This window comes from Paenibacillus popilliae ATCC 14706 (genome assembly GCF_000315235.1).
GTDB lineage: Bacteria > Bacillota > Bacilli > Paenibacillales > Paenibacillaceae > Paenibacillus_B > Paenibacillus_B popilliae.
On record NZ_BALG01000072.1, the window covers coordinates 13,367 to 39,647 of the forward strand.

At 51.0% G+C, this 26,281-nt stretch carries 21 protein-coding genes and 2 pseudogenes; 16 read left to right on the forward strand and 7 right to left on the reverse strand.

Annotated elements, in window-relative coordinates; translation table 11 throughout:
• Positions 1-46: 46 nt before the first annotated feature.
• The 3 genes from coaA to PPOP_RS07250 all read right to left on the reverse strand — a co-directional run bounded on the left by coaA (position 47) and on the right by PPOP_RS07250 (position 3,284).
• The gene (gene coaA / locus PPOP_RS07240; protein ID WP_006285511.1) at positions 47-967 is read right to left on the reverse strand and encodes a type I pantothenate kinase; all 921 of its coding nucleotides are present in this window, start codon (positions 965-967) and stop codon (positions 47-49) included.
• A 148-nt stretch (positions 968-1,115) separates the two neighbouring features.
• Positions 1,116-2,543, reverse strand: a complete 1,428-nt coding sequence (locus tag PPOP_RS07245; protein ID WP_042227787.1) for a sensor histidine kinase — start codon at positions 2,541-2,543, stop codon at positions 1,116-1,118.
• A 57-nt stretch (positions 2,544-2,600) separates the two neighbouring features.
• Positions 2,601-3,284, reverse strand: a complete 684-nt coding sequence (locus PPOP_RS07250; protein WP_006285514.1) for a response regulator transcription factor — start codon at positions 3,282-3,284, stop codon at positions 2,601-2,603.
• Positions 3,285-3,436: 152 nt separating this feature from the next.
• Here PPOP_RS07250 and PPOP_RS07255 point away from each other — a divergent pair, with 152 nt between their 5' ends.
• Positions 3,437-4,603, forward strand: coding sequence for an AI-2E family transporter (locus tag PPOP_RS07255; RefSeq protein ID WP_042227789.1), 1,167 nt, complete (start codon positions 3,437-3,439; stop codon positions 4,601-4,603).
• A gap of 82 nt (positions 4,604-4,685) precedes the next feature.
• Here the strand turns inward: PPOP_RS07255 and PPOP_RS07260 are convergent, their stop codons facing one another.
• On the reverse strand, positions 4,686-5,435 hold the full coding sequence (locus PPOP_RS07260) for a divergent polysaccharide deacetylase family protein (protein WP_006285516.1): 750 nt from the start codon (positions 5,433-5,435) through the stop codon (positions 4,686-4,688).
• 211 nt (positions 5,436-5,646) lie between these two features.
• Here PPOP_RS07260 and PPOP_RS07265 point away from each other — a divergent pair, with 211 nt between their 5' ends.
• The 5 genes from PPOP_RS07265 to PPOP_RS23965 all read left to right on the forward strand — a co-directional run bounded on the left by PPOP_RS07265 (position 5,647) and on the right by PPOP_RS23965 (position 12,303).
• Entirely contained in the window at positions 5,647-6,786 is a 1,140-nt protein-coding gene (locus tag PPOP_RS07265) for an amidase domain-containing protein (protein ID WP_006285517.1), read from the forward strand.
• Between the two features lie 64 nt (positions 6,787-6,850).
• Positions 6,851-8,353 carry an oligosaccharide flippase family protein gene (locus PPOP_RS07270; RefSeq protein WP_093471002.1) on the forward strand — a complete coding sequence of 501 codons (1,503 nt, stop codon included), beginning with the start codon at positions 6,851-6,853 and terminating at the stop codon, positions 8,351-8,353.
• Positions 8,354-8,917: 564 nt separating this feature from the next.
• Positions 8,918-10,273 (forward strand): ABC transporter substrate-binding protein, encoded by a 1,356-nt coding sequence (locus PPOP_RS07275; RefSeq protein WP_006285519.1) that lies wholly within the window; start codon positions 8,918-8,920, stop codon positions 10,271-10,273.
• Between the two features lie 69 nt (positions 10,274-10,342).
• On the forward strand, positions 10,343-11,674 hold the full coding sequence (locus PPOP_RS07280; RefSeq protein WP_042227793.1) for an ABC transporter substrate-binding protein: 1,332 nt from the start codon (positions 10,343-10,345) through the stop codon (positions 11,672-11,674).
• A gap of 518 nt (positions 11,675-12,192) precedes the next feature.
• The gene (locus PPOP_RS23965; RefSeq protein ID WP_234399718.1) at positions 12,193-12,303 is read left to right on the forward strand and encodes a YjcZ family sporulation protein; all 111 of its coding nucleotides are present in this window, start codon (positions 12,193-12,195) and stop codon (positions 12,301-12,303) included.
• Positions 12,304-12,426: 123 nt separating this feature from the next.
• On the opposite strand, the gene PPOP_RS07285 is transcribed toward PPOP_RS23965, so the two are convergent.
• Positions 12,427-13,980 (reverse strand): FAD-dependent oxidoreductase, encoded by a 1,554-nt coding sequence (locus tag PPOP_RS07285; RefSeq protein WP_006285521.1) that lies wholly within the window; start codon positions 13,978-13,980, stop codon positions 12,427-12,429.
• A 150-nt stretch (positions 13,981-14,130) separates the two neighbouring features.
• Between PPOP_RS07285 and PPOP_RS07290 the strand changes: the two genes are divergently transcribed.
• Positions 14,131-14,514 (forward strand): DUF2642 domain-containing protein, encoded by a 384-nt coding sequence (locus PPOP_RS07290; protein ID WP_052516591.1) that lies wholly within the window; start codon positions 14,131-14,133, stop codon positions 14,512-14,514.
• Between the two features lie 262 nt (positions 14,515-14,776).
• Here the strand turns inward: PPOP_RS07290 and PPOP_RS07295 are convergent, their stop codons facing one another.
• The gene (locus PPOP_RS07295; protein ID WP_006285522.1) at positions 14,777-15,292 is read right to left on the reverse strand and encodes a C40 family peptidase; all 516 of its coding nucleotides are present in this window, start codon (positions 15,290-15,292) and stop codon (positions 14,777-14,779) included.
• Between the two features lie 477 nt (positions 15,293-15,769).
• Between PPOP_RS07295 and PPOP_RS07300 the strand changes: the two genes are divergently transcribed.
• The 8 genes and pseudogenes from PPOP_RS07300 (at position 15,770) to PPOP_RS07335 (ending at position 21,936) form a co-directional block, all read left to right on the forward strand.
• On the forward strand, positions 15,770-16,249 hold the full coding sequence (locus PPOP_RS07300; RefSeq protein WP_006285523.1) for a DUF6530 family protein: 480 nt from the start codon (positions 15,770-15,772) through the stop codon (positions 16,247-16,249).
• A gap of 43 nt (positions 16,250-16,292) precedes the next feature.
• Entirely contained in the window at positions 16,293-16,685 is a 393-nt protein-coding gene (locus tag PPOP_RS07305) for a GIY-YIG nuclease family protein (protein ID WP_006285524.1), read from the forward strand.
• Between the two features lie 129 nt (positions 16,686-16,814).
• Positions 16,815-17,523 (forward strand): annotated as a pseudogene (locus PPOP_RS07310) (dihydroxyacetone kinase subunit DhaK); the annotation flags it as partial.
• A gap of 186 nt (positions 17,524-17,709) precedes the next feature.
• Positions 17,710-18,033, forward strand: coding sequence for an aspartyl-phosphate phosphatase Spo0E family protein (locus tag PPOP_RS07315; RefSeq protein ID WP_006285526.1), 324 nt, complete (start codon positions 17,710-17,712; stop codon positions 18,031-18,033).
• A gap of 480 nt (positions 18,034-18,513) precedes the next feature.
• The gene (locus tag PPOP_RS07320; protein ID WP_006285528.1) at positions 18,514-19,677 is read left to right on the forward strand and encodes an alpha-hydroxy-acid oxidizing protein; all 1,164 of its coding nucleotides are present in this window, start codon (positions 18,514-18,516) and stop codon (positions 19,675-19,677) included.
• A 115-nt stretch (positions 19,678-19,792) separates the two neighbouring features.
• Complete coding sequence (locus PPOP_RS07325; protein ID WP_006285529.1) at positions 19,793-20,413, forward strand: IS607 family transposase; 621 nt, start codon at positions 19,793-19,795, stop codon at positions 20,411-20,413.
• Positions 20,391-21,187, forward strand: a pseudogene (locus PPOP_RS07330) (RNA-guided endonuclease InsQ/TnpB family protein). The gene PPOP_RS07325 and the pseudogene PPOP_RS07330 overlap by 23 nt, the downstream one beginning before the upstream one ends.
• 161 nt (positions 21,188-21,348) lie before the next feature.
• Entirely contained in the window at positions 21,349-21,936 is a 588-nt protein-coding gene (locus PPOP_RS07335; RefSeq protein ID WP_006285531.1) for a DUF421 domain-containing protein, read from the forward strand.
• Positions 21,937-22,033: 97 nt separating this feature from the next.
• On the opposite strand, the gene PPOP_RS07340 is transcribed toward PPOP_RS07335, so the two are convergent.
• Positions 22,034-22,510, reverse strand: a complete 477-nt coding sequence (locus PPOP_RS07340; RefSeq protein WP_042227795.1) for a zinc ribbon domain-containing protein — start codon at positions 22,508-22,510, stop codon at positions 22,034-22,036.
• Between the two features lie 1,485 nt (positions 22,511-23,995).
• On the opposite strand from PPOP_RS07340, the gene PPOP_RS07345 reads away from it, so the two are divergent.
• Positions 23,996-25,957 carry an ATP-dependent DNA helicase gene (locus tag PPOP_RS07345; RefSeq protein ID WP_042227807.1) on the forward strand — a complete coding sequence of 654 codons (1,962 nt, stop codon included), beginning with the start codon at positions 23,996-23,998 and terminating at the stop codon, positions 25,955-25,957.
• The last annotated feature ends 324 nt before the right edge of the window (positions 25,958-26,281 follow it).

A 26,281-nucleotide genomic window follows, 5' to 3' on the forward strand; every position in this document is an offset into this window, starting at 1 on the left:
GAATGAGGTGTACGATCATAATACAAACATAATAAGTCACGAAATGTTATTTACGTAGAAGAATGTCACGGATTCGATGATCGGCGGCCTTGCATAATATGAGCTTGGCGCGGTAGCGGGTAGGCTGAATGTTTTCCACCAGATTGACCTGATTGATGTCTCGCCAGATGTTCTTCGCCCGCTGAACCACTTTTTCCTCGGTCAAGTCAGCATAGCGGTGGAAGTAGGAAGTCGGATTGCGGAAGGCGGTATCCCGCAGCAGTAGAAAGCGTTCTATGTACCATGTCTCCAGATCTTCCTCCTGCGCATCGACATAGATCGAGAAATCGAAGAAGTCACTGACGAACACGCTCGCTTCCTTGCTGACCTGCAGTACGTTGATTCCTTCGACAATAAGAATATCCGGCTGGCATACGGCAATGTGCTCCTCGGGCACGATGTCATAGGACAGATGCGAATAGACCGGCGCATGCACTTCGGTCTTGCCTGACTTGATATCCATCAGGAAGCGAAGAAGCCGCTTCGTATCATAGCTCTCGGGAAATCCTTTCTTATTCATCAGGCCCCGTTCCTCGAGCGTCCGGTTCGGGTACAGGAAACCGTCCGTCGTCACGATGTCGACGCGGGGGTGTTCTTCATATTGGGATAGTAGCGCTTGGAGAAGCCTCGCCGTCGTACTCTTCCCCGCTGCGACACTGCCGGCAATCCCGATAATATAAGGTACACTATCGGTGGCGGTGCCCAGGAAGGAAGACGACGACGCCTTCAAATGCCGCGCAGCGCTCACGTAGATATGAAGGAGCTTCGCCAACGGAAGATAGACCTCCTCCAATTCATCCAGGGAGATACGCTCATTCAATCCCTTCAATTGATGAAACTGTTCGGGGCTAACCGACAGATGGGATTGGCCGTTCAAGCAGGCCCATTCTGACCGCTTCATAGTGATGTAGGGACTCAGGTTGTGCATCGTTCTACCCCTCGCTCCGATTCATGACTTCAACTGGATTATGGATAAGATTATGACTCACATATCATGTTCCAAAATGGGCGATGTTGTCAAGTAAGTTCGCCTCTCCAGTTACCATCCTCATATCTTCAGAAGGCCTCATCGCGTGCTAGGGACACTTCTGTGGAGCGGGAGGCAGGCATACGGTGAAGGTGCTTCCTTCGCCGAGGCGGCTCTCCACCGTGATACTGCCTTGGTGATGGTTCACCAGTTGCTTGGCGATCGATAAGCCGAGCCCGGTTCCGCCGGTTGCCCGGGAGCGCGCTTTGTCCACCCGGTAGAATCGATCGAATACGTTGCCGACCTCATCGGCAGGAATCCCGATTCCAGAGTCAGCCACGGAGAAACATACGCGCTCCCTGTTCCGCGCCACTTCCGTCCGAATCCAGCCTCCCGGGTTCGTGTAGCGGATGGCATTCTCGATCAGAATGATAGCGACTTGGCGGAGCTGGTCCTCATCGCCAAGCACGAAGGCATCCTTGTCCAGATTGACGTGGAGCGTAATGCCGCGCTCCTCGCCCCAGAGCTGATGGATGGCCTGATGGATCGTCTCGGAGAGATCGATCCGCTCCCGGTTCGGCGTGATGCTGCCCGTTCGGGCCAGCGCAAGCAACTGCGTGATAAGGCGCTGCATACGCTGACTCTCTTGATCCAACGCCTCGATGGAGCGGTTCAGGACATCCGGGTTGCTCGTCCCCCAGCGCTTCAGAAGTTTGACGTATCCCCGAAAGGCGGTCAGGGGGGTGCGGAGCTCGTGGGATGCATCCGAGACGAAATTTTTCTCCCGTTCGACCTGCTCTCCCAACTGCATGAGCATATGATTGAGCGTGCGGGCCAGATCGTTCAGCTCCTGCGGCGTATCCGGCACCGGAATACGGTGCTTGAAATCCGGATCATCCTGAATGCGCCGGACGGCGTTCGTGATAGCGAACAACGGGGACAGATTTCTCTGCGTAACATGGTAGAGCAATAACGATCCAACGGTAGAACTGATCAGTCCGGTGATGAAGAGCACTTGGGCCATAATGTGGAGGAGGCGCTCGACATTGTTCAATTGAACACGAATATGAACCGTCCCTACTCCGCCGTCCAACGGCTTCCAGACGAGCTGATCCCGGAAGAACAGGCCGCTTTTCGCGTTCCACTTCAACGTATCGACCACCCAGTTCAGCTTTACTTCCTGCTGATTCGTATCATTTGCCTCAACCCATCCTCGGGATTGGGCAAGGACACGACCGGACGCATCGATAACCTGCACGTAGTAATTCGCATGATCGGGATAGAGTATCTCATCCAGGATATCCTGATACAGCTTACCAGCGGGAGTCTCCAGCGTATCGATGAATTTGAGTTCGACTGCGGTCAGCTCCTGGCGCGTATCCTGAATGACGGAATGGCTGACGGTGCCCATAATGAAGATCCCGATCCAAATGATGCCCCCTAGCAAGCCCAGTACGTATAACAAGGTCGTGCGGAACAGTAAGGTGTTCGGCAGCAAAGAGACGAATTTGTGGGGGCGGGAAAAGAAAGACTTCATCGCAAAGCCCTCCCGTTGCAACGACGCAGCCCTTGACTGAATCGGTATAACATCCGCTTAAGACGAGCGCAGCACATAGCCGATCCCGCGTACGGTATGAATAAGCTTCGGCTTGTATGTTCGATCCAGCTTGTTGCGAAGGTAGCGGATATAGACGTCGACTACGTTCGTTTCGCCGGCGAATTCATAGCCCCAGACGTCGGACAGGAGCTGCTCTCTACTTATGACTTCGCCTTGATGCTCCATCAAGTAGAGAAGCAGGTCAAATTCCCGCTGCGTCAGATCGATCGGTTCGCTCTCACGCTCCACTCGTCTTTTTTTCACATCGACCGTCAAGCTGTCCACTTGATATACTCCTGGCGATGCGGCATGCCATGACGAATTGTGCCGGCGCAATACGGTTCGGATTCGCGCCAGCAGCTCCTCGATCTCGAACGGCTTCGTAATGTAATCATCGGCCCCGGTGTCGAGGCCGACGATTTTATCGCCGATATCATCCCGGGCGGTAAGCAAAATGATAGGCACCTCGCTCGTCTTGCGGATGCGTCGGCACACTTCCAACCCGTTCAGGCGCGGAATCATCCAATCCAGAAGGATCAGATTCCACTCCTGCTGCTTGAAATCGTCGAGCGCTTGCTCTCCGTCCTGCGCCACCGTTACATGATAGCCTTCATGCTGAAGCTCCAATTTCAGGAGCTCGGATACGTTATGTTCATCTTCCACGAGCAGAATCGTTGTCATAGCCTCAATACATTCCCCCTGTTTGCCCTTATTATGTCCGGACCGTCGGCAATCATGCCGAACTGGACAGAGCGGAAGTATGCATGCCCGGAAGGCGTAGGGAATACTTATGATAGGGACAAATGATATGGAGTGGAAAAGGGGAAATGCACATGGATCAACCTCAATCGAGGATGAGTAAGTTCCAACTGTTATTTTTAAACAACCGCTTTGTTCTGTTTTTGCTCATTCTGCTGCTCATCGGCCTTACTATTTTCCTGCTGACAAAGATATCGTTCGTCTTCCGGCCGCTGCTTGTCCTGATCAAGGCCGTTCTGCTGCCCGTTATTCTGGCAGGCGTGTTCTATTATTTGCTGAACCCGATCGTAGATGATTTGCAGGAAAAAGGAGTGAAGCGGGTCTTTACGATCCTGCTTCTCTATCTCCTGATTCTGGGACTTCTTACGATCATCGTCTTGGCCGTAATTCCGGTCATTCGCCGTCAAGTGATGGAGCTGGTCTCGAACTTCCCAGCCTTCTCGGCACATATCGAGAAGCTGTTGACGGATGTAATTGGCAGTGAATATATTCAACGCTTCCAGCAGAGTATCGATTTCGGTACGGCGAAGCTCTTTAATACAATAACGGAGCGGGCTACCAGATTGTTGAATCATACATGGTCGAGCATTGGAGGCTTCGTCGGAGCCGTGACGGAAACGATTCTCGCCTTGGTGACCGTGCCGTTCATCCTATTCTATCTGCTGAAGGAGGGGACGAAGCTCCCTACTTATATGCTGGAGTTCGTGCCAACGGCGCTGCGCAAGCAGACCGATCAGGTGATGTCGGAGATGAATCATCAGCTCAGCTCCTATATCCGGGGGCAGATTATTATAAGTTGCTGCATTGGGATGCTTCTCTATATCGGCTATCTCATTATCGGCCTTGATTATTCACTCATTCTGGCCATTATCGCGGCCTGCACAAGCATCGTACCTTATCTGGGGCCCGTGATCGCGATTACGCCGGCGCTCATCGTGGCGCTCGTCACTTCGCCAATGATGCTGTTGAAGTTGATCATAGTTTGGACGCTCGTCCAGTTGATCGAAGGCAAGTTCATTTCCCCGCAGATTATGGGCAAGACACTGCGGATTCATCCGCTCACGATTATCTTCGTCATCCTGACGGCCGGCGATCTGTTCGGCGTCGTCGGCATCATCCTGGCCGTGCCTGGCTATGCGGTGTTGAAAGTCGCGGCTACGCATTTGTTCCGCTGGTTCCAGGCCCGCTCGCATCTGTACGACAGGCCGCCCGCGGGACCGGATCCAACCGTTAAGGGGTAGCCGGTAACGATACCCCCCGGCAAAAGGTAGACTCGTTCGCATCATGGCAGCTAGTCTACCTTATATGGGCCGCAGGCAAAGGCTATGGATGCGGGATGGTGGGAATGGACGGCGGAAGTACCTCCGATACTTTTTTGAGGGCAATCTGTTCCTTGCTCATCTGCTGCATCTGCTCCTTCACGATTGCTGCCGTAATATGCCCCGCGCTTCCGACATGCCCAATGGCAATGCATATATTATGGTTCTTCAGATGCATCCGCATCAGATTGAACTGCTTCTTAATGGCCGACGCTTTATGAATATCGTCAAGGAAGATATGGTTCTCCAGCGCAGGGATTTTTACTTCCTCGGCCACTTTGGCCACGACGCTGCGATAGTTCGTATGGCTATCCAGGAAATAAATGCCCCGTGCCTTGCACACTTCCAATATCACCCGCATCACTTTCGGATCAACAGTCACCTTGGAGCCCATATGATTGTTCATCCCGACCGCATGGGGGACATCGTCGATTGCCGCATGCACCCGCTTGCGAATCTCATCCTCGTGTAAATCCGTTGTAATCACTCCAGGCCCGAGCCACGCCTTCTTGCCTCCCAACGCTTCCATCGGCATGTGCACGATGACTTCGTGACCGGCCGCATGTGCTCGCTCCGCGTCACTCTTTGTATACTTCAAAAAAGGCATTACCGCGACGGTAATCTTGAAGGGCAGATCCATAACCGCCTGCGTTCCGCGGCTGTTATTGCCGAAATCATCAATTACGATGACGGCCGTTTTCTCAGGTTCAGCCGCCGCCGTTCCGGGCAGCAGGCAGGCAACGAGCGCCAGCATAATGATGTACCGGCAGCCTGCCATTCCTAATAGGTGTCGTATCATTTGCTTACACATCCAATCTATACATTCCTTTGTAGCTTGCGTCGGCATCCGAATTTAAGTCTGTTAATTTTTTACAGCATCAAAACAACGGGTATGGAGAACTTAAAGGCAGTGCAAGCTGCGTTCTTCCCTCAATGAGGTAGAAATACGGCCAAGGAGATGCAACATGGTAAGGAAAACGTTATTCATCATGCTGTCGCTATGCTGCATATGGATCACGGCGGTTGCCGAGGCAGCTTCTTCCCTTGACAAGGATGAAGAAGTGGCCGACTATATCCAACAGCTTTTCAAGGACAGGACCAATTTTTTGATTCATCAACAGGAACAGGTGATTCGCCATCATTATGCCGCTTCCGGCATAAGCCGGCATGCGCTCCGTCATGAAGTTGAGCGCTCCGCCTATATTCATGCATGGGCTGAACGAAGAGGTGTGCAATTTATTAACGCCCATAGCGATGTCCGGGTCATTCGGGCCAAGGTGATGGGAAGTAAGGCTACGGCCTCCGTCGTCAAATCTCTGCGGCTGGATTATATCTATACACACAGCGTCGTCCCTGCCCAGTCGTTCGGAATCGGCACCCGCCATGCGCTCACACTGACCAAGGAGGACGGCAAGTGGAAGGTGCTGCGGGAATGGTATCTTGACCCGCTGGAGGAGAACCCGAAGCTGATTCCCAAATCCGACGATATGATGCTGCGGCCGCAGATGAGGAAGCCCTCTAACCACGCCGATCGGCCCTCCACGCAATCGAACACGTTGCACAAGCCGAGATATAACCGGCAGCAGGCCGTCACTTACGCCAATAAATATGCCGGTGCGGCCTGGGGGGCGGGCAATAAGCACCGCTATAACCCGAAGTATCGGGATTATACCGGCCTCGGCGGCGATTGCACCAACTTCGCTTCCCAATGCATTGGCGATGCAGAGGAAGGCGGGGGCTTGAAAATGAGAGGCGGCTGGCATTATTTTTTGTTCAACGGGGGGTCCCGGACATGGGTTCAAACCGATGCCTTTAAAAATTTCATGCTGTACAGCGGATATGGCCAGTTGATCGCCAAAGGCAAGTTCGTCGATGTCGTCAAGCCGTCCAAGAAGTATCCGGCAGGGGCGATAGCGAAGCTTGCGCCCGGAGATCTGATCGGTTACGAGATGAAGGGCGATGTGGATCATTTCTCGGTCGTCGTCGGATTCGACGATTTCGGCTATCCGCTGGTCAACTCGCATTCCGCCGATCGGTACCGTGTGCCCTTCGACTTGGGGTGGGATCGGTATACGAGCTACTGGCTGATCCATCTCCGTGATTAACACCAGCGTTGTCTGTTGAACATAACCCGACCTTCTCCATCATACAATGGGAGGACAAGATGGGATGGGTCGGGTGATGGAAATGAAGCTGCCAGTCATAAATTCGGCTGCCTTGCGGGCAGGAGCTATCCTCGTGGGGAAGGTCATTGGCTTCGTTGGGAGAGCCACGCTGACCCGCATTCTTGGCGCCGAGGGCGTCGGATTATACCAGATCGCCTATTCATGCTACGGTATTTTTCTTATGATCATTACCGGAGGGCTGCCGACGGCATTGGCGTTATTTACCGCCAAGCATCCGGCCAGAGGATGGGGCGCTTTCCGCATGTTGTCGATTCTCCTCGCATTGGCCGGGGCCGCGGCCAGCCTCCTCATGTATATGCAGTCCGATAGGATTGCCATTCTTCTCGGGAACCCGGATGTGGGAGCCGCTATCCGCTGCCTGGCTCCTGCCTTATTGGCCGTTCCGCTGCTACAACTGCTAAGGGGATATATGCAGGGAACAGAGCGGTACGGATCCATCTCCTTCTCCGAGATAGCGGAACAGGCCGTTCGGGTCGGGGCGATGATTATGCTTGTCCTTCTGTTCGCATCCGAAGGGACTTCCATCGCTTTGGGAGCCGGGTTGACCGGAACGACGATTGGCGCGCTGTTCGCCCTCCTGGTGCTTATGGCCTGTCTCCTGACAAGGCGCTCCTTCCCCGCCGGCTCCATCGAATTCCAGCCGCCGCTTCGGGGCGAAGTCCGCTCGATAGTCCATGCATCCATGGCGATCGGCTTCACGAGGCTGTTGATGCCGGCCTCGGACTTTATTGATTCGCTGCTCATCCCGCGCCGGCTTCAGACGGCAGGATACACCCTCTCGGAAGCGACATCGATTTACGGGGTCATTACGGGAATGGCGGTTATCGTCGCTTATATGCCGACGATCGTGACGGCCGCCATCTCTTACACGATGACGATGAAGCTGGCCTCCTATTACCAGCAAGGCGAGTTGAGTTCTTATCAGTTCATGGTCCGTAACATCCTTCGGCTCTGCTGGACATGGGGCTTGTTAAGCGGAATGTTCCTGTTGTTGTTCGCGGCTCCATTGGCGCAGTTGTTATTCCATACCCCCGAGGCGGCCGATCCGATTCGATATTTTGCGGTTTTCCCGCTGTTCGTCGGGCTTCGCGAGCTGACGACGAGCATTTTATGGACGCAAGAGCGCAAACATGTTCCGTTTATGGGTCTGTTGAACGGAATCGCCTTCTCGACGGCCCTGCTGTTCTTCCTGCTGGCCATACCGGGTTACGGGTATGAAGCGGCGTCGATTGGCATTCTGACACTGGAAGGCATCGCGGTGTTCTGTAATCTATATGCGCTCCATCGCATGAGGGTCCATCTGTTCGCTTGGAGATGGATTGGGTGGGAAATGTTTTTTTGCATCTTAAGTCTATTCTTGTTCTTGTTTGCTCTTCCGTCCGGATTCGAGTCGGCATCGTTCTGGCCAGCGGCTGGACATATGCTGATCTATTGGCTCGGCGCGGGGAGCGTCCTTCTCGTTCGAGCGAAGTCCTTCATGCAATAAGTATAAATACAATAAGCGTCTCCATTCCGGTGGGAAAGGGGGGGCACAAAAAAATATAAAATGCAACAAAAAACCGCTGTATACTAGGTTGACTACTAATTATTGCCATGGTATATTTTACTATACTAAATAATGGAGGTGTAAATATGAAATTAAAAGAAAATTACTAGAGAAAAGTAATAATGGTAGCTGTAGTGCAAAAAACAACAACGCGTTATGATTTGTCAATCTTTCTTCTTGGATAACTGCACTTAGTGGACAAGGGCGAGTCGAATGAATACATGAATTCATGCGACAGATGGTTCAGTTATACGGGGGTGGAACATCTAGAGTTCAGATATAGTAAGCGAATCATGAACTGACTGCATCTGCATGGAATCGTTGGATCAGGCAAGCAGAACAGTCAGGCTCCTTCTCGGTCTTATCCCATCCCCGCTATCGTGCCTCTAGGAATGCACCTAGGGTATTACCCAAATTTTTCCCGACTGACCCTATGTTTCATTATCCGGAGACATTCCGTACAGTTAGTCCCTATTTGATTTTCAATATGAGGGAGAGATCGAGATGAAGACGAGATGGAAAATTGCTGTTGTGCTGCTAACGATTGCAACATTACTCAGCGGATGTTTCGGAGAGAAGAAAACAGTGCTTGAAGAAGGAAAACAAGAGATAAAAGTGATGTATCAGAGTAAAGAACAGTTCTATAAGAAGTATGGGAATCTTTTTAATGCGAGATATCCGGATATTGATATCAACGTGATTAGTACAATGGACATGGAGGAGAGACGTGAGCTCGAAGATGAAGAGATCAAGAAATTGATAGAGAAGCATAAACCTGATGTGCTGTTCCTGAACGAAAAATTGTTCGCATCCTACGTCCAAGAGGGAAAGCTATATAGCTTGGAAGAAGTCATAGCAAGAGATACATTTGATTTGACAGGATACGGACTGGGCATTATTGATAGCCTGCGGGCGAAAGGAAATGGTACGTTGTATGCGCTGGTGCCTGATTTTGATGTTTCTGTATTGTATTATAACCGTGATTTATTTGAAGAGAACCATATTGAACTACCACGCAACAAGATGAGCTGGCAAGAGGTCTTTGATTTATCCAAGCGATTCGAGGGCATGGGATCGGGTGAGAACCGAGTGCTCGGACTTTATCAGCCTTTCTGGAACAGCGCAGTGGCGTTAAATTATATTTCAGATAGCTTTGCCTTGCAAATGTTCGATTCAAAGGCAGAGAAGTTACTTATTGATTCGGACGGGTGGAAGCGAGCCGTTAAGCTAACAACGGATGCAATCCGCTCCAAAGCGGTCTCTTTTCCTTCCTGGCGTAACAACAGTATTAGCTGGGATGAATTCATTACCTTTGCGAAAGGAAAAGCAGCCATGACCGTTAATGGCCCTCGGATGATACAATGGCTCAAGGCTCAGGGTGTCAACGACATAAATAAAATAAATTGGGATAGGGTCACCATTCCGGTTGACCCACAAAACCCTGATGAATCCCCGCACGTGCAATTGCAACAATTTTGTGCGATTCCAGCCGATTCCCCTAATCAACCGGCGGCATGGGAATTCATAAAGTTCGTAAATGGACCAGAAATGGCGAAGATTTCGTCTCGCTCAGGGGATGGGCTGCTACCGACGAGAAATCAAGTCTTTAAGGAAATGGACGAAAAAAGCACGGAACCATTCTATATGTTGAAGACTACGGCACAGACTTCGGACTTTTTGTATCGCAAGGATGTTCCGGAAGCGTTCTACGATTTCTTTCAACCGTTGCTCACGGATGCGTTGAAGGCGATTATAGACAACAAGAAGACGGTGGATGAAGCGCTGGCTGAACTGGTAGTGCAGGGTCAGGACGCGTTGGTGAAAGCGCGAGAAGCAGAAAAAAAGGAAAAAAGTTCGTGAACGAAGGCCGCAACAGGTCGTTCATTTTTAGCGGTTGACTTTTAGAAAATAGGAAGGGGAGAGCGTGAGATGAAGACAAAGTGGAACATTTCCTCCGTGTTGCTAATTGTCATCTTACTCAGCGGCTGTGGCGGAGAAAAGAAGGCATTGGAGCCACTTCAAGAAGGAAAAGGAAAGATAAAGGTGATGTGTGACAACGAAGCATCGTTCTATAGTCAGTATGGCGATATTTTTACGATTAAATATCCGAATATTGACTTGGAAGTGATGAGTACGGCCGAGGTGGAACGTCAGGGCGAAGATGACGAAGAAATGAAGAAATGGATAGAGAAACATAAACCGGATGTGCTGCTCCTGGACGCACCATTATTCGCATCCTACGCCCAAGAGGGAAAGCTATATAATTTAGAAGAAGTCATAGCGGAAGAGAAATTCGATGTAGCTGGATACATGCCGGGTGTGATTGATAACCTGCGTGCGAAAGGAAATGGCACGTTATATGGGCTGGCCCCTAGTTTTACTGTCCCTGTATTGTATTACAACCGCGATATATTTGAAGAGAACCATATTGAACTGCCGCGCAACAAGATGACTTGGCAAGAGGTCTTTGATTTATCCAAGCGATTCGAGGGTATAGGATCAGGTGAGAATCGGGTGTTTGGACTTTTTCTGGACTATAGGGACACGATAGAGGTTTTAAAATATATTGCAGCTACCTTTTCCTTGCAAATGTTCGATTCGAAGGCAGAGAAGTTCCTTATTCATTCAGACCATTGGAAGAGAGCCGTTAAGCTAGCAACGGATGCCGTACGCTCCAAAACCGTTTCTTTTGACAACAGTAACAGTAACCATCCCGATGCTTTTATGGAAGAAAAAGCGGCCATGACCATTGATTGGCCTCTTCGGACACAAATGTTCCAAGATCCGGGTTTCATCGGCGGAAAAAAAATAAATTGGGGTATGGTCACCATTCCGGTTGACCCGAAAAACCCTGATGAATCCTTGCACGTGGAATTGCCCTCCATTACAGCGATTGCAGCCGATTCCCCGAATAAACCAGCGGCATGGGCCTTCGTAAAATTCGTAAATGAACCAGAAATGGCGAAGGCTTCGTCTCGTGCAGTGGGCGGTCCGTTACCGACGCGAGGCCAATTCCTCAAGGAAATGGATGGAATCAATACGGAGTCATTCTATATGTTGAAGCCTACGGCACAGACTTCGTACTTTTGGTATCACAAGGATGTTCCGGAAGAGTTTTACGATCTCTGCAGACCGTTGCTTGCCGATGCATTAAAAGCAATCGTAGACAACAAGAAGACGGTCGATGAAGCGCTGGCTGAGCTGGAAGTGCAGGGTCAGGACGCGTTGGTGAAAGCGCGAGAAGCAAAATTAGGCGTCTAAGAAGCAGCGGCAGGAGCACCGGAAATATAAATGGAAACGAAAAAGCCGCCGTAGATTGCATCTGCGGCGGCTTGCTTATGTACGCCCAGCACGGGCGTCATCCATACGGTGAAAGAGCAGTTTTGAAAAGCAGTTATGAGTGGTAGTGCAAAAAAACAACCAACGCGTGTGACTTGTCACTCTTCATGTAGTGTTTTTGTAAAGTAAGGGGAGTCGTCATATCTTTGGATTTATTAATATTTTTTACAATAATGTTAATCTGAAAGTGAGCCATTTTCAAATCCACCTCTTTCGTTTGTTGACACAGCAACTACATTTTACATAAGGGGTTTTGAAAATGGCTTTCCTCATTTATTCCCTCCCGACTTCCTACCGGGAAGCAAAAGGGTTAAAAGTCTGCTTTCTCGTAATAAGGAAGGAAATCGTGGCTTCCCGTTCCTGCTGGTCGTTCCACTCTGCTTGTCCCCTCCCAATGAGAAAGGATCTAATAGTGTATCTTACAAGGAGGAGGCTACCAATTGGGCGATATTATAGGCGGTTACGGATGTCATCATCTCTTCACTTCTACAGGTGTAATCTTGGTTCTGTTCATTTTGCTCGTCATCGTATCTCGTGCATTCATTTATTAGAATCCACGATAAGATGATGGGGTTCCTCATGTATCCGTGCTTATCGGTCGTCTTATTTCGTGCCCTGCTGATAGAGCAGGGCTATTTTTTACTGATATTCCGTTGTCCGTATTCAAGAAACAATCAAGCCTCTTTGTCTAGCCGGGTAAGCGGCTGCTTGGCCGGTCCCTCCAGCACTTTGCCGTTCATCGAGAAGCGGGAGCCGTGGCAGGGGCAATCCCAGCTCCGTTCACCGCTGTTCCACTCCAACTCGCATCCCATATGGGTGCATGTCGTATCGACGACATGGAGCGTGCCGTGCTCATCCCGGAAGGCGCCGGCTCTGCGCCCGTCAACGGTGACGACCGCGCCTTCCCCGGCAGCGAGCTCCTCCGGCGTCTGCTGCACCGATTCCAGCTTCCCGCCGACGAGATGCTTGGCAACGTCGGCGTTGTGGACGACGAAGTTCTTCACATCCGGCGTCACCTGGAACCGGGATGGCGTGTATAGCTCGCGATACGGGCTATCTTTGCCCTGCACGATATCGCGCAGAAGCAGGCCCGCGCCGGTGCTATTCGTCATGCCCCATTTCCGGAATCCGGTAGCGACGAGCACATTGTCGATTCCCGACGAGACCGGACCGATATAAGGAACCTTATCCAAAGAGACCAGGTCCTGAGCCGACCAGCGGTACGCAATGCGCGGGACCTGGACCATTCGCTCGGCGAATGCCCGCAGCGCCTCATAGTGCTTCATCGTGCAGATGCCTTGGCCGGTCTTATGGCTCTCGCCGCCGATCAGAAGCAGCCATTCGCCGTCTTGGGCGGCCGCGGTTCGTACCGACCGCTTCGGATGGTCAGCGCTCAAATACATGCCTTCAAGATCAGCCTCATCCCCGACTGGTATTCCCAAGACATAGGATCGCTCCGCATGAAGGCGGGTGAAATAATACCCTTTGCCATCGAAGAACGGGAAGTGGGTGCAGGAGATGACATGCTTCGCGGTGACCCGGCAGCCATCCTTCGTGATAACGGTCGGAGCCACTCCTTCTTCGACAGTATGGGCCATCGTGTTCTCGTAGATGACACCTCCCGCTTGCAGATATTGCTCTGTTAGCACCTTCACATACTGCAAGGGATGGAACTGAGCCTGTCCCTTCATGACGATGGCTCCCTTAATCGGCACAGGGAGGGGGCAAGCATCGACCCACTCGCCGGGGATGCCGAGCTTATGATAGGCGGTCATCTCATCGGCAATTCGACGAACGCTCTCTTCTGTCTCCGTATAGATATAAGCGTCTTGCTCGCGGAAGCCGCATGCGATGCGGTGCTTCTCTACAAGCCGCTGTATGAACTGGGCTGCCTCCGCATTGGCCTGATAATAGAGCTTGGCCTTCCCCTCGCCGAACATGCCGATCAAGTCATGATAAATCAGATCATGCTGTGCCGTAATTTTAGCGGTCGTATGTCCGGTCGTGCCATTGAACAATCGGCCGGCTTCGAGCAAGACGGTACGGTAGCCCTCGCTAGCCAGCAGATAGGCTGTCGTCATGCCGGTGATTCCGCCCCCGACGATGGCGACATCGGCCTGAACCGAAGGCTCCGCCAGCTTCGGGAAGACGGGAAGGGAACAAGTATCCCTCCAGTACGATTCGGGGAGAGCAGGCAGCTCTTCATGAATGGGGCGGTTCTTGGTCATGCTGATCCTCCTGGTCCTTCACAGTATATGTTATCACCATTGCCGCAACGGCATCATTACATACATCCGGGCTGACTCCATGCCAACCGGAATATTCCCGGTTTACGGAACATATATAATTACAATGAGATGGAAAAGGAGGGAATCCCAATGACGGAGAAGAAGCCTGCACCTACACCGCCTGCCAAAAAAGAAAAACCGCCTGCGAAGCCGCATCATGTTCAGACTTGCCTTCACCCGATCGTACAGCCTGCCTATGTCAATCATCAACCGTCCGCGTGCACTCCGATATGCACGACGGCGGCCGTACCGCAGCCAACCGATTACGTGACTTGTCTGGACCCGGTATTCCTGGACCATCTGAGCCGGCATCAAGGCCAGCAGATAACTGTCCGGACGACGGTAGAGACGCTGGAAGGCGTATTGGCCGGCGTCGCGGTCGATCATATTCTGTTGAATCAGCATGATAAGGCGTTCCATATCCGGACCGCACAGATTGTTTATTTCGAGGGGCTGCCGATATCGTATTTATAATGCGGCGCGTGCATGTATTTCGTTCAAAACGGATGATGTTCATTCCATGAGGGAACATTATTTATGAGGGAACATTAGAAATGAGGCTGGCATGGCTAAGTCCAGTGAATGCAGGGTCAGAAATAGAAAAAGCAGGGCTTCTGCGCGAAACCCTGCTATCAAATGCGTATGTTATGGTCGCCAATTCTATTTCTGGGATGGAGCTTGCTGGTCATAGCCTTCTTCCGCGTTTACGATCCTAAGTCGAGCCAAAGGCTCCGTATTACGAGGTCGAGATGACGCGGCGTGCGGTCACAAACGTCTTGTCCCAGGTGCTGCCGGAAAAATCGGAAATCGTTACGCCGACACCGACTTTATAGGTATGAAGAAGCTTGTCTTCGCCCATGTAGATGGATACGTGGTTAATCTTGCCATCCCGGTTCGTGTCGGAAAAGACGAGATCACCAGGCTGTAAATTGTTCTTGGAGACTTTGACGCCGACCGTCGCTTGATCACGCGAAGAACGCGGAAGCTTGATGCCATGCTTCTGGAACACATACTGCGTGAACGAAGAGCAGTCGAATTGATCAGTTCGGCCGGATTCGGCTCCGAAATGATAAGGGACGCCGAGAAAGGCTTTCCCTGTCGCAATGATTTTATCCGCTACCGTGGATGCGGATGTAGAGGCCGCTTGGGCTTGATGGGGGGCCGCTATCACCGTGCCTGACAATGTTATAAAAAAGCTAAGGCTGATTCCCATTACCGTTTTTAGGATGCGATGATTCTTCATGTTGTTCAAGGTCGTCCTCCTTGTATTGAAAAGTTGAGTAAGGCCTATAAACAACATAACATATGATTTGCATCCATTATTTAACGGATGTCATGAAGATACGATAACGTCAATGAATTTCCGGATTTATTAGAATTCGATGAGAAAATAGTAACGATTTCGTCACAACTTAGGCTAGTAGCATCAAGTTCCTGATATCCAGCAAACCGTGGTAGAGGAGAAGGACAGGCACTGACATTCCCGTCAGTGCCTGTTCGAGTATATATAGGCAAGACATCGAGTGCAAGCAACATGGGGAACTCGTTCCCGGGACGCGTGCCAGTGCTGTTGATCGCGGAGGCATTCGGTGGCCTGGAAGTTCTTTATTGCGATGTCTTGACTTTCGGCGGGAGGAGAGCTATGATAGGACATGTGAGTTAGTAATTTAGTAATTTAGTAGATGAAATAGCTTTACTATTTTTCAGATTCGGATGGGGGATATAGAAGATGAACATTCCTACAAATCTAAAGCATAAGCCTGTCATTGTCTCGGAAAATTACGAGAATGTAGACGGACGTTATTCGGGACATTCCGATGCGAAGGGGCTCTCCTTGGGGTTGGCCCAATGGAATGACCGTGGCAAGGTCGATATCTCGGCGAAAGTATGGCGATATACCGGCGAGAAATGGTCCAGACAGTCGGAGGAGCTGCCGCTTCACCGCGTGCTCGACCTGGCTATCCTCGTCTGCCAGAGCATGGTTCATTTCCGCGACGCGTATCGTTATAAGGACTTGTATGATCCAGAGAATCCGATTATTGAGCGCATCGGATTGCAAGGGGATGCGATGACGGTGGCGGTATGCATCGACAACGAGAAGATTAAGGAGGATATCAAGCTGTTCAGCCAGGCGCTTAGCAACGATGACGAATTGAATGGCGAGCGGTTGCGGACATTGTCGGCCTTACTGAAGGAAATGGGGTATTGATTCGGATAAAGCATTCGCGCCGCGTAAGGAAGGAGGAGTCGTCATGGCATTGGATAAGCAAAGAAAGAAGGAACTGGCCTCGACATACCAGCAGTCGTTCCGGCCGATGGGCGTCTACCAGATACGCAATGTGAAGAACGGGAAAATTCTCGTGGCCGGCACGATGGATCTGGATGGAGCCAATCATAAGCTTGAATTCATGAAGCAGACGAAGATGAACGGCATTCGGGAGCTGAAGCAGGATTGGGATGCGTATGGCGGCGACTGCTTCGTGTTCGAGGAGCTTGATCAAATCAAGCCGCGCGAAGAAATCGTCGCCGACCGTTCCGAATTGAAGAAATACCGGGACGAGGTGGACGCGCTGCTGGAACTGTGGATCGAGAAGCTGCAGCCATTTGGAGATAACGGATATAATAAACCGAAGCGTAAGCCATAACCGCAGGAACCGGCCGGAAGGCCGGTTTTTTGCTGCATATGGGAACGACTTCATCGCACTAGCGCTGGTAAATTTGCCGGTAGCGGGCCGGAGTAATGTGCTCGAATTTTTTGAAGGTTTTAATGAAGTAGCTTGCTCGTGCATAAGATTGCCGGCGCCGCCGCCGAAGCGGGATTGGAATTGGCGGACGTGAAGAGCATCACCCAAAAAGCGATCGACCGTACGAGAAGCATCGGCTTCGCCCTCACTTCCTGTACCGTCCCGGCCAAAGGGACGCCGACCTTCGAACTGGGCGAGGATGAAATCGAGTACGGCGTAGGCATTCACGGCGAGCCCGGCATCCGCAGGGAGAAAAACGCCGCCGCCGATAAGCTGGCGAAGAAAATGGTGGCGGACCTGTTCCGCGACATGAAGCTGGACGATGGTTCGGCCGAGGAGCTCGCGGTGCTCGTCAACGGGTTCGGCGCATCGCTACTACAGGAATTGTATTTGTTGGCTAATGCGGTCGTGCGGGAAATCCGCAGCCGTCATGTTTCCATCTTCAAGGTTTTCGTCGGCAATGATATGACGAGCATCGATATGGCTGGCGCTTCCGTGTCTTTGAAGCGGCTGGATGAGCAGTTGAAGCATTATTTGCAGGCGGACTGCGCTACGCCGGCATTGCAAGTCAACGGGCCGTTCTCTTCGCTGCGCAGCGCGGAGGCGGGAACGGAGCTTCAAGCAATTGAAGCGGGAATGGCATGAAATTATGGAGCATCACGCCGGGAATATCGGCGACTTCTTCCATGCCTGTTCCTTCGTCATTATGGAGCACTGCGGCGGCGCTTCCGGGCCGATAAAAGTAGTCTTTACCAACGATAGATCGGCACTTCCCTACTGGGAAGTGTCTTTTTATGGATGAATTTGGAGTGAAAGAATGTGGAATGGCGGAAATCTTAACTTTTTTTAACTAGGATGACGAAGGGATTATTGCTTATAATTAGAATTGTCAAATCATGTTGCTTAAGGGAGGGTAAGGTAGAGAATGGAAGAGATGAATAAGGGCGGTTCCTGTAGCATGGCTGAAAAGGAAGCAATCCTTCATCGAAATGAGCTGTCAGTTGCTGGCAGGGAATGGATGATAAGCAGGCTGGAGCCGGAGGAAGAGAAGGTTATAAACGATCTGATGCGCGAAATCGAACAGATTCGGGCGCGAATGGTCAGTCTGGCGATGGAAAATAATGACCTGCTGAATGAAAAGGCAATCCGGGAAAGTCAGCGGCTTGATAAATACATTGTGCTCATCCAGAAGGCGAGATGCCGGCACCGGAGCAAGCAGCAGCGGGGCGATGTACTGCTTCACCAGTAAGTAGGACGAAGACAGATCTTCTAAGATGGAGCGGAGGACGAAGCAGAGGGGCAGACGACGGCTATCCGCTGGAACGATGAATTGCTGGATGTGGTCTTCTTCTTAGACAAGCTGCCCTGCGATTTATGGAATACACAAGGAATTTCATGAGCGCTACAGGGTCATACTTGGCTACTACCTTACGAAGTTGCAGCATGGATTTATGAGTTATTCGGCCGTCTTGCTCGATATGAAAATGGCTCCATCCGCTAATGCATTTGATGCAAATTCAATGCAGCCTAGAGCTCTTTCAAGAAGAAGTGAAAGGACTGGTGGAAAAGTTCCGCAGTGCTGTAGCATGTCATGATGATGCCGGTAACGGTTCCTGGTCACAGTTCAATAGAAAAGACACCTACTCACAGGATAAGGTTAGGCGGCTCGGGGTATTTTACTATAAGGTCCATATATTATCCCAGTCTTGACCATGGAGGTACATGCATCTTGACGTTCGATAGTGAAAAGCTGCAAATGAGGATCTATGAGAGCGGGGACGGAGCGGCGAAGCTGCTGCCGGTCTCCTTTGATGAATGGGAGAGCAAGGCGAAAGGCTTGTTGGCCGCCGCACCGTTCGGGTATGTTCATGGCGCGGCTGGGGCGGGAGACACGAACCGCGGCAATGTCGAGGCTTTCCAAAAATACCGCATTAGACCGAGGATATGTTGCGATATTACGGAGCGGGACCTGTCCATCTCGCTGTTTGGCGCCAAGCTCCCGTTTCCTATGCTGTTCGCTCCGATCGGGGTAAATACGATTCTGCATCCGGATGGAGAATTGGCTCCTGCCCGCGCAGCAGCCAAACTGGGCGTTCCTTATATTCTCAGCAATGTGTCCAGCATCCCGATGGAGACTGTCGCGGAGGCGATGGGGAACCATATTCGTTGGTTCCAGCTTTATCCTCCCCAAAATGATAAGCTTACCTGGAGCTTCCTTGAACGCGCCGAAGCGGCCGGATACTCGGCGATCGTCGTAACGGTGGACTCCACCCTGCTCGGTTGGCGGGAGACGGATCTGCGCAATGCATATTTGCCGTTTTTGTCCGGCCAAGGAATGGGCAATTATTTTACGGATCCCGTGTTCTGCTCGATGCTCAAGGAGCCGCCGGATCACGATAAGGAAGCGGCTGTCAAGCTCGCATTGGACGAAGGCAACAACACATGCTTTACGTGGAAGGAACTGGACTTTATTCGCCAACATACACGTTTGCCCGTTCTGATCAAAGGAATTACGCATCCGGATGATGCTGTCATGGCTCTGGAGCACGGTGTCGACGGTATTATCGTCTCGAATCACGGCGGCAGGCAACTGGATGGCGCTGTCGCCACGCTGGAATCGCTGCCCGCGATTGGCGAATCGGTGCAAGGTAAGGTGCCGGTGCTGTTGGATAGCGGGATACGCCGGGGAGCCGACATTCTGAAGGGGATTGCCCTGGGAGCGGATGCCGTTCTGATCGGCCGTCCCTATGCGTATGCCTTGGCTGTCGCGGGCGAGAGCGGGGTGCGAGAGGTGATGGAGCGTCTCATTGCCGAGACGGAGCTGCAGTTGGCGATCTCGGGACGGAGCTCCATTCGGGATGTCGACGCTTCCCTTATCATCAAAGTGAAATAAGCAGGAAATGGACATTGTTACATGACGTACAAGGAGGTAAAGATCTGAATGAAATATAATTAAACATTTTTAAACATCTCAAACATTATTGTATAATGTGGTATGAGGTGATTATGTGAAAATGTATTCTATTGGACAAATTGCAAAGATGGTCGGCGTTACAACGAAAACGATGCGAGAATGGGACAAATCCGGAAAGTTGAAACCGCACCACGTAAGTGAGAGTGGATATAGGTACTATTCTCAGGTTCAGGTAAATGAACTGCTAAGGAAGAAAGAACCGGAGAAGCGAAAGGTTATTGGCTATTGCCGTGTATCCAGCCCCAAGCAAAAGGAAGATCTTGAACGGCAAATCGAAAATGTGAAAACGTATATGATCGCTAGGGGTTACTCGTTCGAGATCATCTCAGATGTTGGTAGTGGTATAAACTACAACAAAAAAGGGTTAAATCAACTGCTAGAGCTTATTGTATCCTCCAGCGTCGAGAAGATTGTTATTTTATATAAGGATAGGCTGCTTCGGTTTGGCTTTGAGTTGATGGAAAACTTGTGTACCCAATTCGGAACGTCGATAGAGATCATCGACCACACGGAGAAAACAGAAGAACAAGAACTGGTGGAAGATCTGATTCAAATCGTTACCGTGTTCGGTTGTCGTCTTCAAGGCAAACGTGCGAACAAAGTGAAAAAAATGCTCAAGGAGTTGGTGGAAGATGATTCTAGGGAAAAAAGTTAGAATCAAGCCGACCCCAGAACAGGAAGAGCAATTGTGGCGTTCCGCAGGAACCGCTCGTTGGGCATATAACTGGACGCTTGCACGACAAGAAGAAAATTACCGTGACGGTGGGAAGTTCATCTCTGACGGCAAGCTGCGGAAAGAACTGACGGAGCTGAAGCAAATGGAGGGATATGCGTGGCTGTACAATGTTTCTAACAATATAGCGAAACAAGCGGTCAAGGATGCTTGTGATTCCTTCAAGAAATTTTTCAAAAAGCAGTCTGCTTTCCCTTTATGTAGTAACGGGATGGTATTCAAAAACATCAACAAGTCTGCCGGTGTAAGAAAGATGGAGGAACGCTTGCGTGGGTTGCAACGCCGTGTTTCTCGCAAATATGAAATGAACAAGGAGGGAAGCCGTTTTGTCAAAACATGCAACATTGTAAAAGTAGAGAAGTCTGTACGTTTGCTACATCGAAGGCTAACGAATATCCGAACAAACCACGTCCATCAAGCGACAAACGCTATAGCGAAAACCAAGCCTGGCGCCGTCGCGGTTGAATATCAAGGGAATGATGAAGAATGCTCATTTGTCAAAAGTGATTGCGCAACAAAACCTGCACAAGTTCAAACGCCAACTACAGTACAAGTGTGAAAAGTATGGAATCCGCTTTATAGAAGCTGACAAATGGTTTCCTTCCTCTATCGGACAGGATATTCAAATGTGGTTGTGGGCTGGAAATAGACAGGGATGTAAACGCTGCAATCAATCTAGCCAAATTAGCGAGCTGACATCAAAACGTTACCGCTAATGTGTAGGATTCGTTGTATCCGAATTTACGCCTGTGGAGTGTCATGCCAAATGCGAGTAGCTCAGGCAAAAGCAGACACGTAGAAGCAGGAAGCAAACAATAGATGTATAGACTTTTACAATCTTTTTGGCAACGGATCGCATGAAATTACATTTCACCGTGGAAGCATTGATTGTCTTGTTCACCGGGTTTATTCTGCTTCGAATTCTCGGAAAAAAAACAGTGGGGGAAATGACGGGACTCGAAATCATAACACTGTTGGCAATGGCTTCCATGATTGGACATGCCGTAAAGGGCGACGGGTTAATGAAAACGATTATCACATTATGCGTCTACGTCTCTCTGCTGCTGGTTATACAGTATCTTGCACTCCGGTTCAACTGGGTAGAGAAATGGTTCATGGGGAGAGCGACGCTGATCATAAAAGATGGTCAGATCATCAGGGAGAACTTGAAGAAGCTCCGCTTAACGGTCGATCAACTGGAAGCCAAGCTGAGAGCGACGGGCATCGCCTCGATCAGTGACATCAAGTGGGCGACCCTTGAAATTTCAGGGCATATGGGGTATGAATTAATGCGGCATGCCAAGCCGGTCACGATCGGGGAGATGGAAAAGATGCTTGCTCAACTCGAAGGGAAGCCTGGGAAGCAGAAGCAGCAAAAGGAAAATCTGTTCACCGAAGTCGTGGAACAGGGGCATCGCGAGCTTATTCGCCCTGAATTGGATTAACACAGAAGCCGAAGGACGTCACTAAAGCGGTCGTGCGCGGCTGAGATAACGGTATAACAAGAAAACCCCAGTCTCCCGGGGTCTTCATGCCGTCTCGTTACTTCGCCGGCTCGCCGCAGAGGACACAGTTCTCCGATTTGCCGTTCAGCAGCGCTCCGCATTGCGGGCAGTTGACGGCGATCGGAAAATCGCCCCGTCTGACGCGCGAAGCGGGAATGATCTCGGTCGGCTCCATCGGCACCGCTTGCCCGCAGTGGTTGCAGAATCTGGATACTTGGGTGATGACGGCGCCGCAGGCGCATATTTTCTCGCCCTTGGCCTGGAGAAGCTGCTTCTCCAGCGCGGTGATCTCTCCTACCAACCGCTGGATGGCTTGCGAGAGGCTCCCGATGTGATGCATCTGCTCCGTCAACTCCTGCTTGACATACGCTTCATGCACCAGCTCGCCGAGCAGGGTGAACTGCGCTGTTTTTTCTTTCTTTTTCCCCGCAATCTGCGAGCTGATCCGCGTCACCTCCACGGTCTGCTGCGCTTTTTCCTTCACTTGATGGAGACCATGCTTCATTTTATCCATAAAACTCAACGCCACTACCTCCCGACGGTTGTCGTCCTGTTCTTTTCGCTGACCCGATCAATCGGTTGTCCTGCGTCAATGAGGCTATCCCGGAATCCGTCCGCACAGCCATGCAATGAATCATCGTGCCGCTCCTATAATATAGTGCGCAATCGGATCCGTTGTATAGGCTCGATATGAACCAACCTCCGTCCTGCCAAGTGGCGGAACGGAGGCTTTGCCTTGGCATGGATATCTTGTCATCACTCGTTATTCCGTTGCTTCAGCGCGCAACATTCGCGCGGTTCAGCTCGGCGATAATCTCCCGGGTCTTCCCGCCGACAACGGATACCGACGCGACGCCAAAACCATTCCTTTAACTAGAAAATCGCAAAATTGACCCGGTTCCGCTCGTTTTTTATGAATGATTGTGGAATGATTTTTTGATACAATTTAAGTAAGGAGGCTATTTTTGGTAATTTGGGTTCGCCGATTATGCAAGTTTTGATTATAATTCTGAACGGAGAGTCTCGAAAAATAAAAAAGTGACAGGAGGAGGATTTTAGTGGATTCTATATTAGAATTAATAGCATGTATATTTAGTGTAATTGCGGTTGGTTATGGAATAAGTTATTGGAATAAGAGTAAAGATAAAGATTAATTATCAAGGACAATGATAATTCATTGTACCATTGACATGTGTAATTAGAATCCACTTTGATTGTTGTTCCACTGGCCTCAACAGCGCTTTTACATTGTCTATTAATGTTTGCAATACGGTCTGGCCAACGTGTTAATTGTGAACCAGTAAATGTAGTGGTCATTGGTCCTACTATTGTAGTTAGACCATCCTTGGAAGTTTGAATATTAGAAGAAGCTTTTGCTGTTTGGTCTCCTGCAAGAAAAAAGAAAGTGAGAAATAAGGTGGATAAAAATACATGTAACGTTCTTTTAGATGAGTTAATCACTCTCCTTGATTGAAATAGAAACCTTATTACATAATATACCATTTGGAAGAAGTCGAATACAATCAGTTTGTAAAGAATTACAGTCGTAAATATTCTTTTTTTCTTGCAGAAGGAGCGAAAGAGATTGCTCGTGAACTGCGTTGGCTGCTTGACAGTCTTTCGCTAACTCAGCGACTCGCCCATCCGGTTGTTTCACCCGAAGCGGCGATTTGAGCCCAATATGTGCGTGTAGCAGGAAATCCCCCCGCGTTTGTCTAATTCATCTCTATAAAAACAAATGCGGATGTACGGCGGTTCGTGTGCGGTCGTCGCGCACGATACAGCGGCGGATCTGCGAGGCTGCGCTGCGTTATCTTCGTTGGCAGGCTGCGACATTGATGGATGCCGCGAAGAACGATAAAATAGGGGATGAATAAATCCGCAAGCAGAGGAGCAGGGTGCGAGGGAAAGTGCATGTCTTCGGAGATCAGGCATGCGATTGACGCTCCAGTCGGCTCCTCTTTTTGAAGTCGTGGACAAGATGGAGGCTATACATACGTTGGAACGATACCCCTTTGACTATGATCCCGCCCGCCCTTATATTCAACAGGTTAGCGACTGGGTGGCGGACGTTTTTTATGAAATATTGCCGGAGGCCGGCTTTGAAGTTCGAGATGAGCAGATATATATGGCCTTTCAGTTGGAACGGGCTTATTCCGAGAAGAAGCCCATCTTCGCCGAGGCCGGGGTAGGGACGGGCAAGACGATGGCTTATTTGCTGTATGCGCTCTGCTATGCCCGCTATATGCGGAAGCCTGCGGTTATCGCATGCGCCGATGAGTCGCTCATCGAGCAACTGGTGAAGCCGGAAGGCGATATTGCGAAGCTGTCGACGCATCTAAAGCTGGACATCGATGCCAGACTCGGCAAATCGCCAGATCAATACCTCTGTCTGGTGAAGCTGGATCAGGCCCGCTCGCAGTGGGAGGACGAGGACGCGCCGCTGTATGGCGCCATCTATGAAGGGTTGCCTCGCTTCGTCCGCCGCCCGGAGTCCCAGCAAGCGTTCCACGCGTACGGCGGTTGGACCGAATATCCCGAACTGAACGATGCCCGGTGGCAGCGGATCAACTGGGATACGTTCCAGGATTGCTTTGTGTGTGAGAAGCGGCACCGTTGCGGACAGACGCTGTCCCGGGATCATTACCGCAAGGCGGCCGACCTGATTATTTGCTCGCATGATTATTACATGGAGCATCTGTGGACGGCGGAGAGCCGTAAGCGGGAAGGGCAATTGCCGCTGCTGCCGGAGCATTGCGCGGTCGTCTTCGATGAAGGCCATCTGCTGGAGCCCGCCGCGCTGAAGGCGGTCAGCTACAAGTTCAAGCATGACGTATTCGAGGAGCTGCTGCTTCGTCTGTTGAACGGAGAGGTGCGGGAGAACCTGGCGCAACGGATTGATCGGGCGATTGATCAGAGCGGGTATCTGTTCCGCGTGCTGGCTGACCACAGTCAGGCTATCGCCGGCTCCGACCGTAGCCGGGTGATGCTGGATGGGCCGCTGCTGCAGGAGCTGAGCTGCTTCCGAGGGATGATTGATGACATCGAGGAAGCGCTCGTCTATGAGAGCGAGCTGTACACGCTGAATGCGTATGAGCTGCGTATCGTCGAAGAGCATCTCGAGATGATTCAGAAGGCGCTCATTCTGTTCGAGCGGGCGGACAAGCCGATATGCTGGACCACCGAGCGCGGAGGCGGTCTTATCTTCTCGATTATGCCGAAGACGATCAAGGAGATTTTAGGGGAGCGGCTCTTCACGTCGCAGATGCCAATCGTCTTTTCTTCGGCGACGCTGTCGGTTGACGGCTCCTTCAAGTACGTGGTGGACAGTCTCGGGATGGGGGACTATTTGTCCTTCTCCGTCCCGTCTTCCTATGATTATGCGAATGTCATGCGGGCGGTGGCGCCTCTTCCTTACGGTCAGGACGACTTCGCGGCGAAGACGGGGACGGCGCTCGCCCTTCTGGAGCAGGCACCTGGCGGCGCGCTGATGCTATTCCGTACGCAGGAGGAACTGCAGCGCTTCAAGCGGGAAATGGATGCATCCGGCTATCCCGATGATTCTGGCACGCGCTTTCTGTATGAAGGAGATCAGGAGATCGGCCGCCTTATCTCCGCCTTCCAGACAGACACGGACAGCGTGCTCTGCGCCAATAGCCTGTGGGAGGGTCTGGACGTGCCGGGAGAGGCGCTGACCAAGGTGATCATCTGGTCGCTGCCTTATCCGCCGGATGATCCCGTGTTCCTAGCGAAGCGCGAGGCCGCGGCGGACCCGTTCGCTGAGATCGATATGCCTTACATGTTGCTTCGTCTCCGGCAAGGCATCGGACGGCTTATCCGCACGTCGTCCGACTATGGACAGGTCGCTATTCTGGACGGAGATGTATACCGTTCTGAAGCGATCCTGGCCCAGATCCAAGCGGCGTTTCCGGCGGGGGTAACCTTGAAGGAGAAGCTCTAGTCAGGTGTGGGGATCAGGACTCAAGGCAATGCCGGGTGGGGCTTGTGCCCGAGGATAAGCGAATTTATGAATTAGCCGAGAACATTCGTGACTTCAGTCATGAGATGAATCGGCCTCGGACCATTAAGATGGCTTGTTGCCATCTTAATGGTCCGACGTATGAAATTGAGGTGGATAGCATGGAAGAAGTCAAACATGGCAGAGGATATGTGTACTCTATCCAATACCATATTGTACCTCTGTCAATAGAGTAGACACAAAGAATCGAGAAAACGATGCAGCATATCGGTACAAATGTTCACACTCATTGGGCGTAAGGTACCC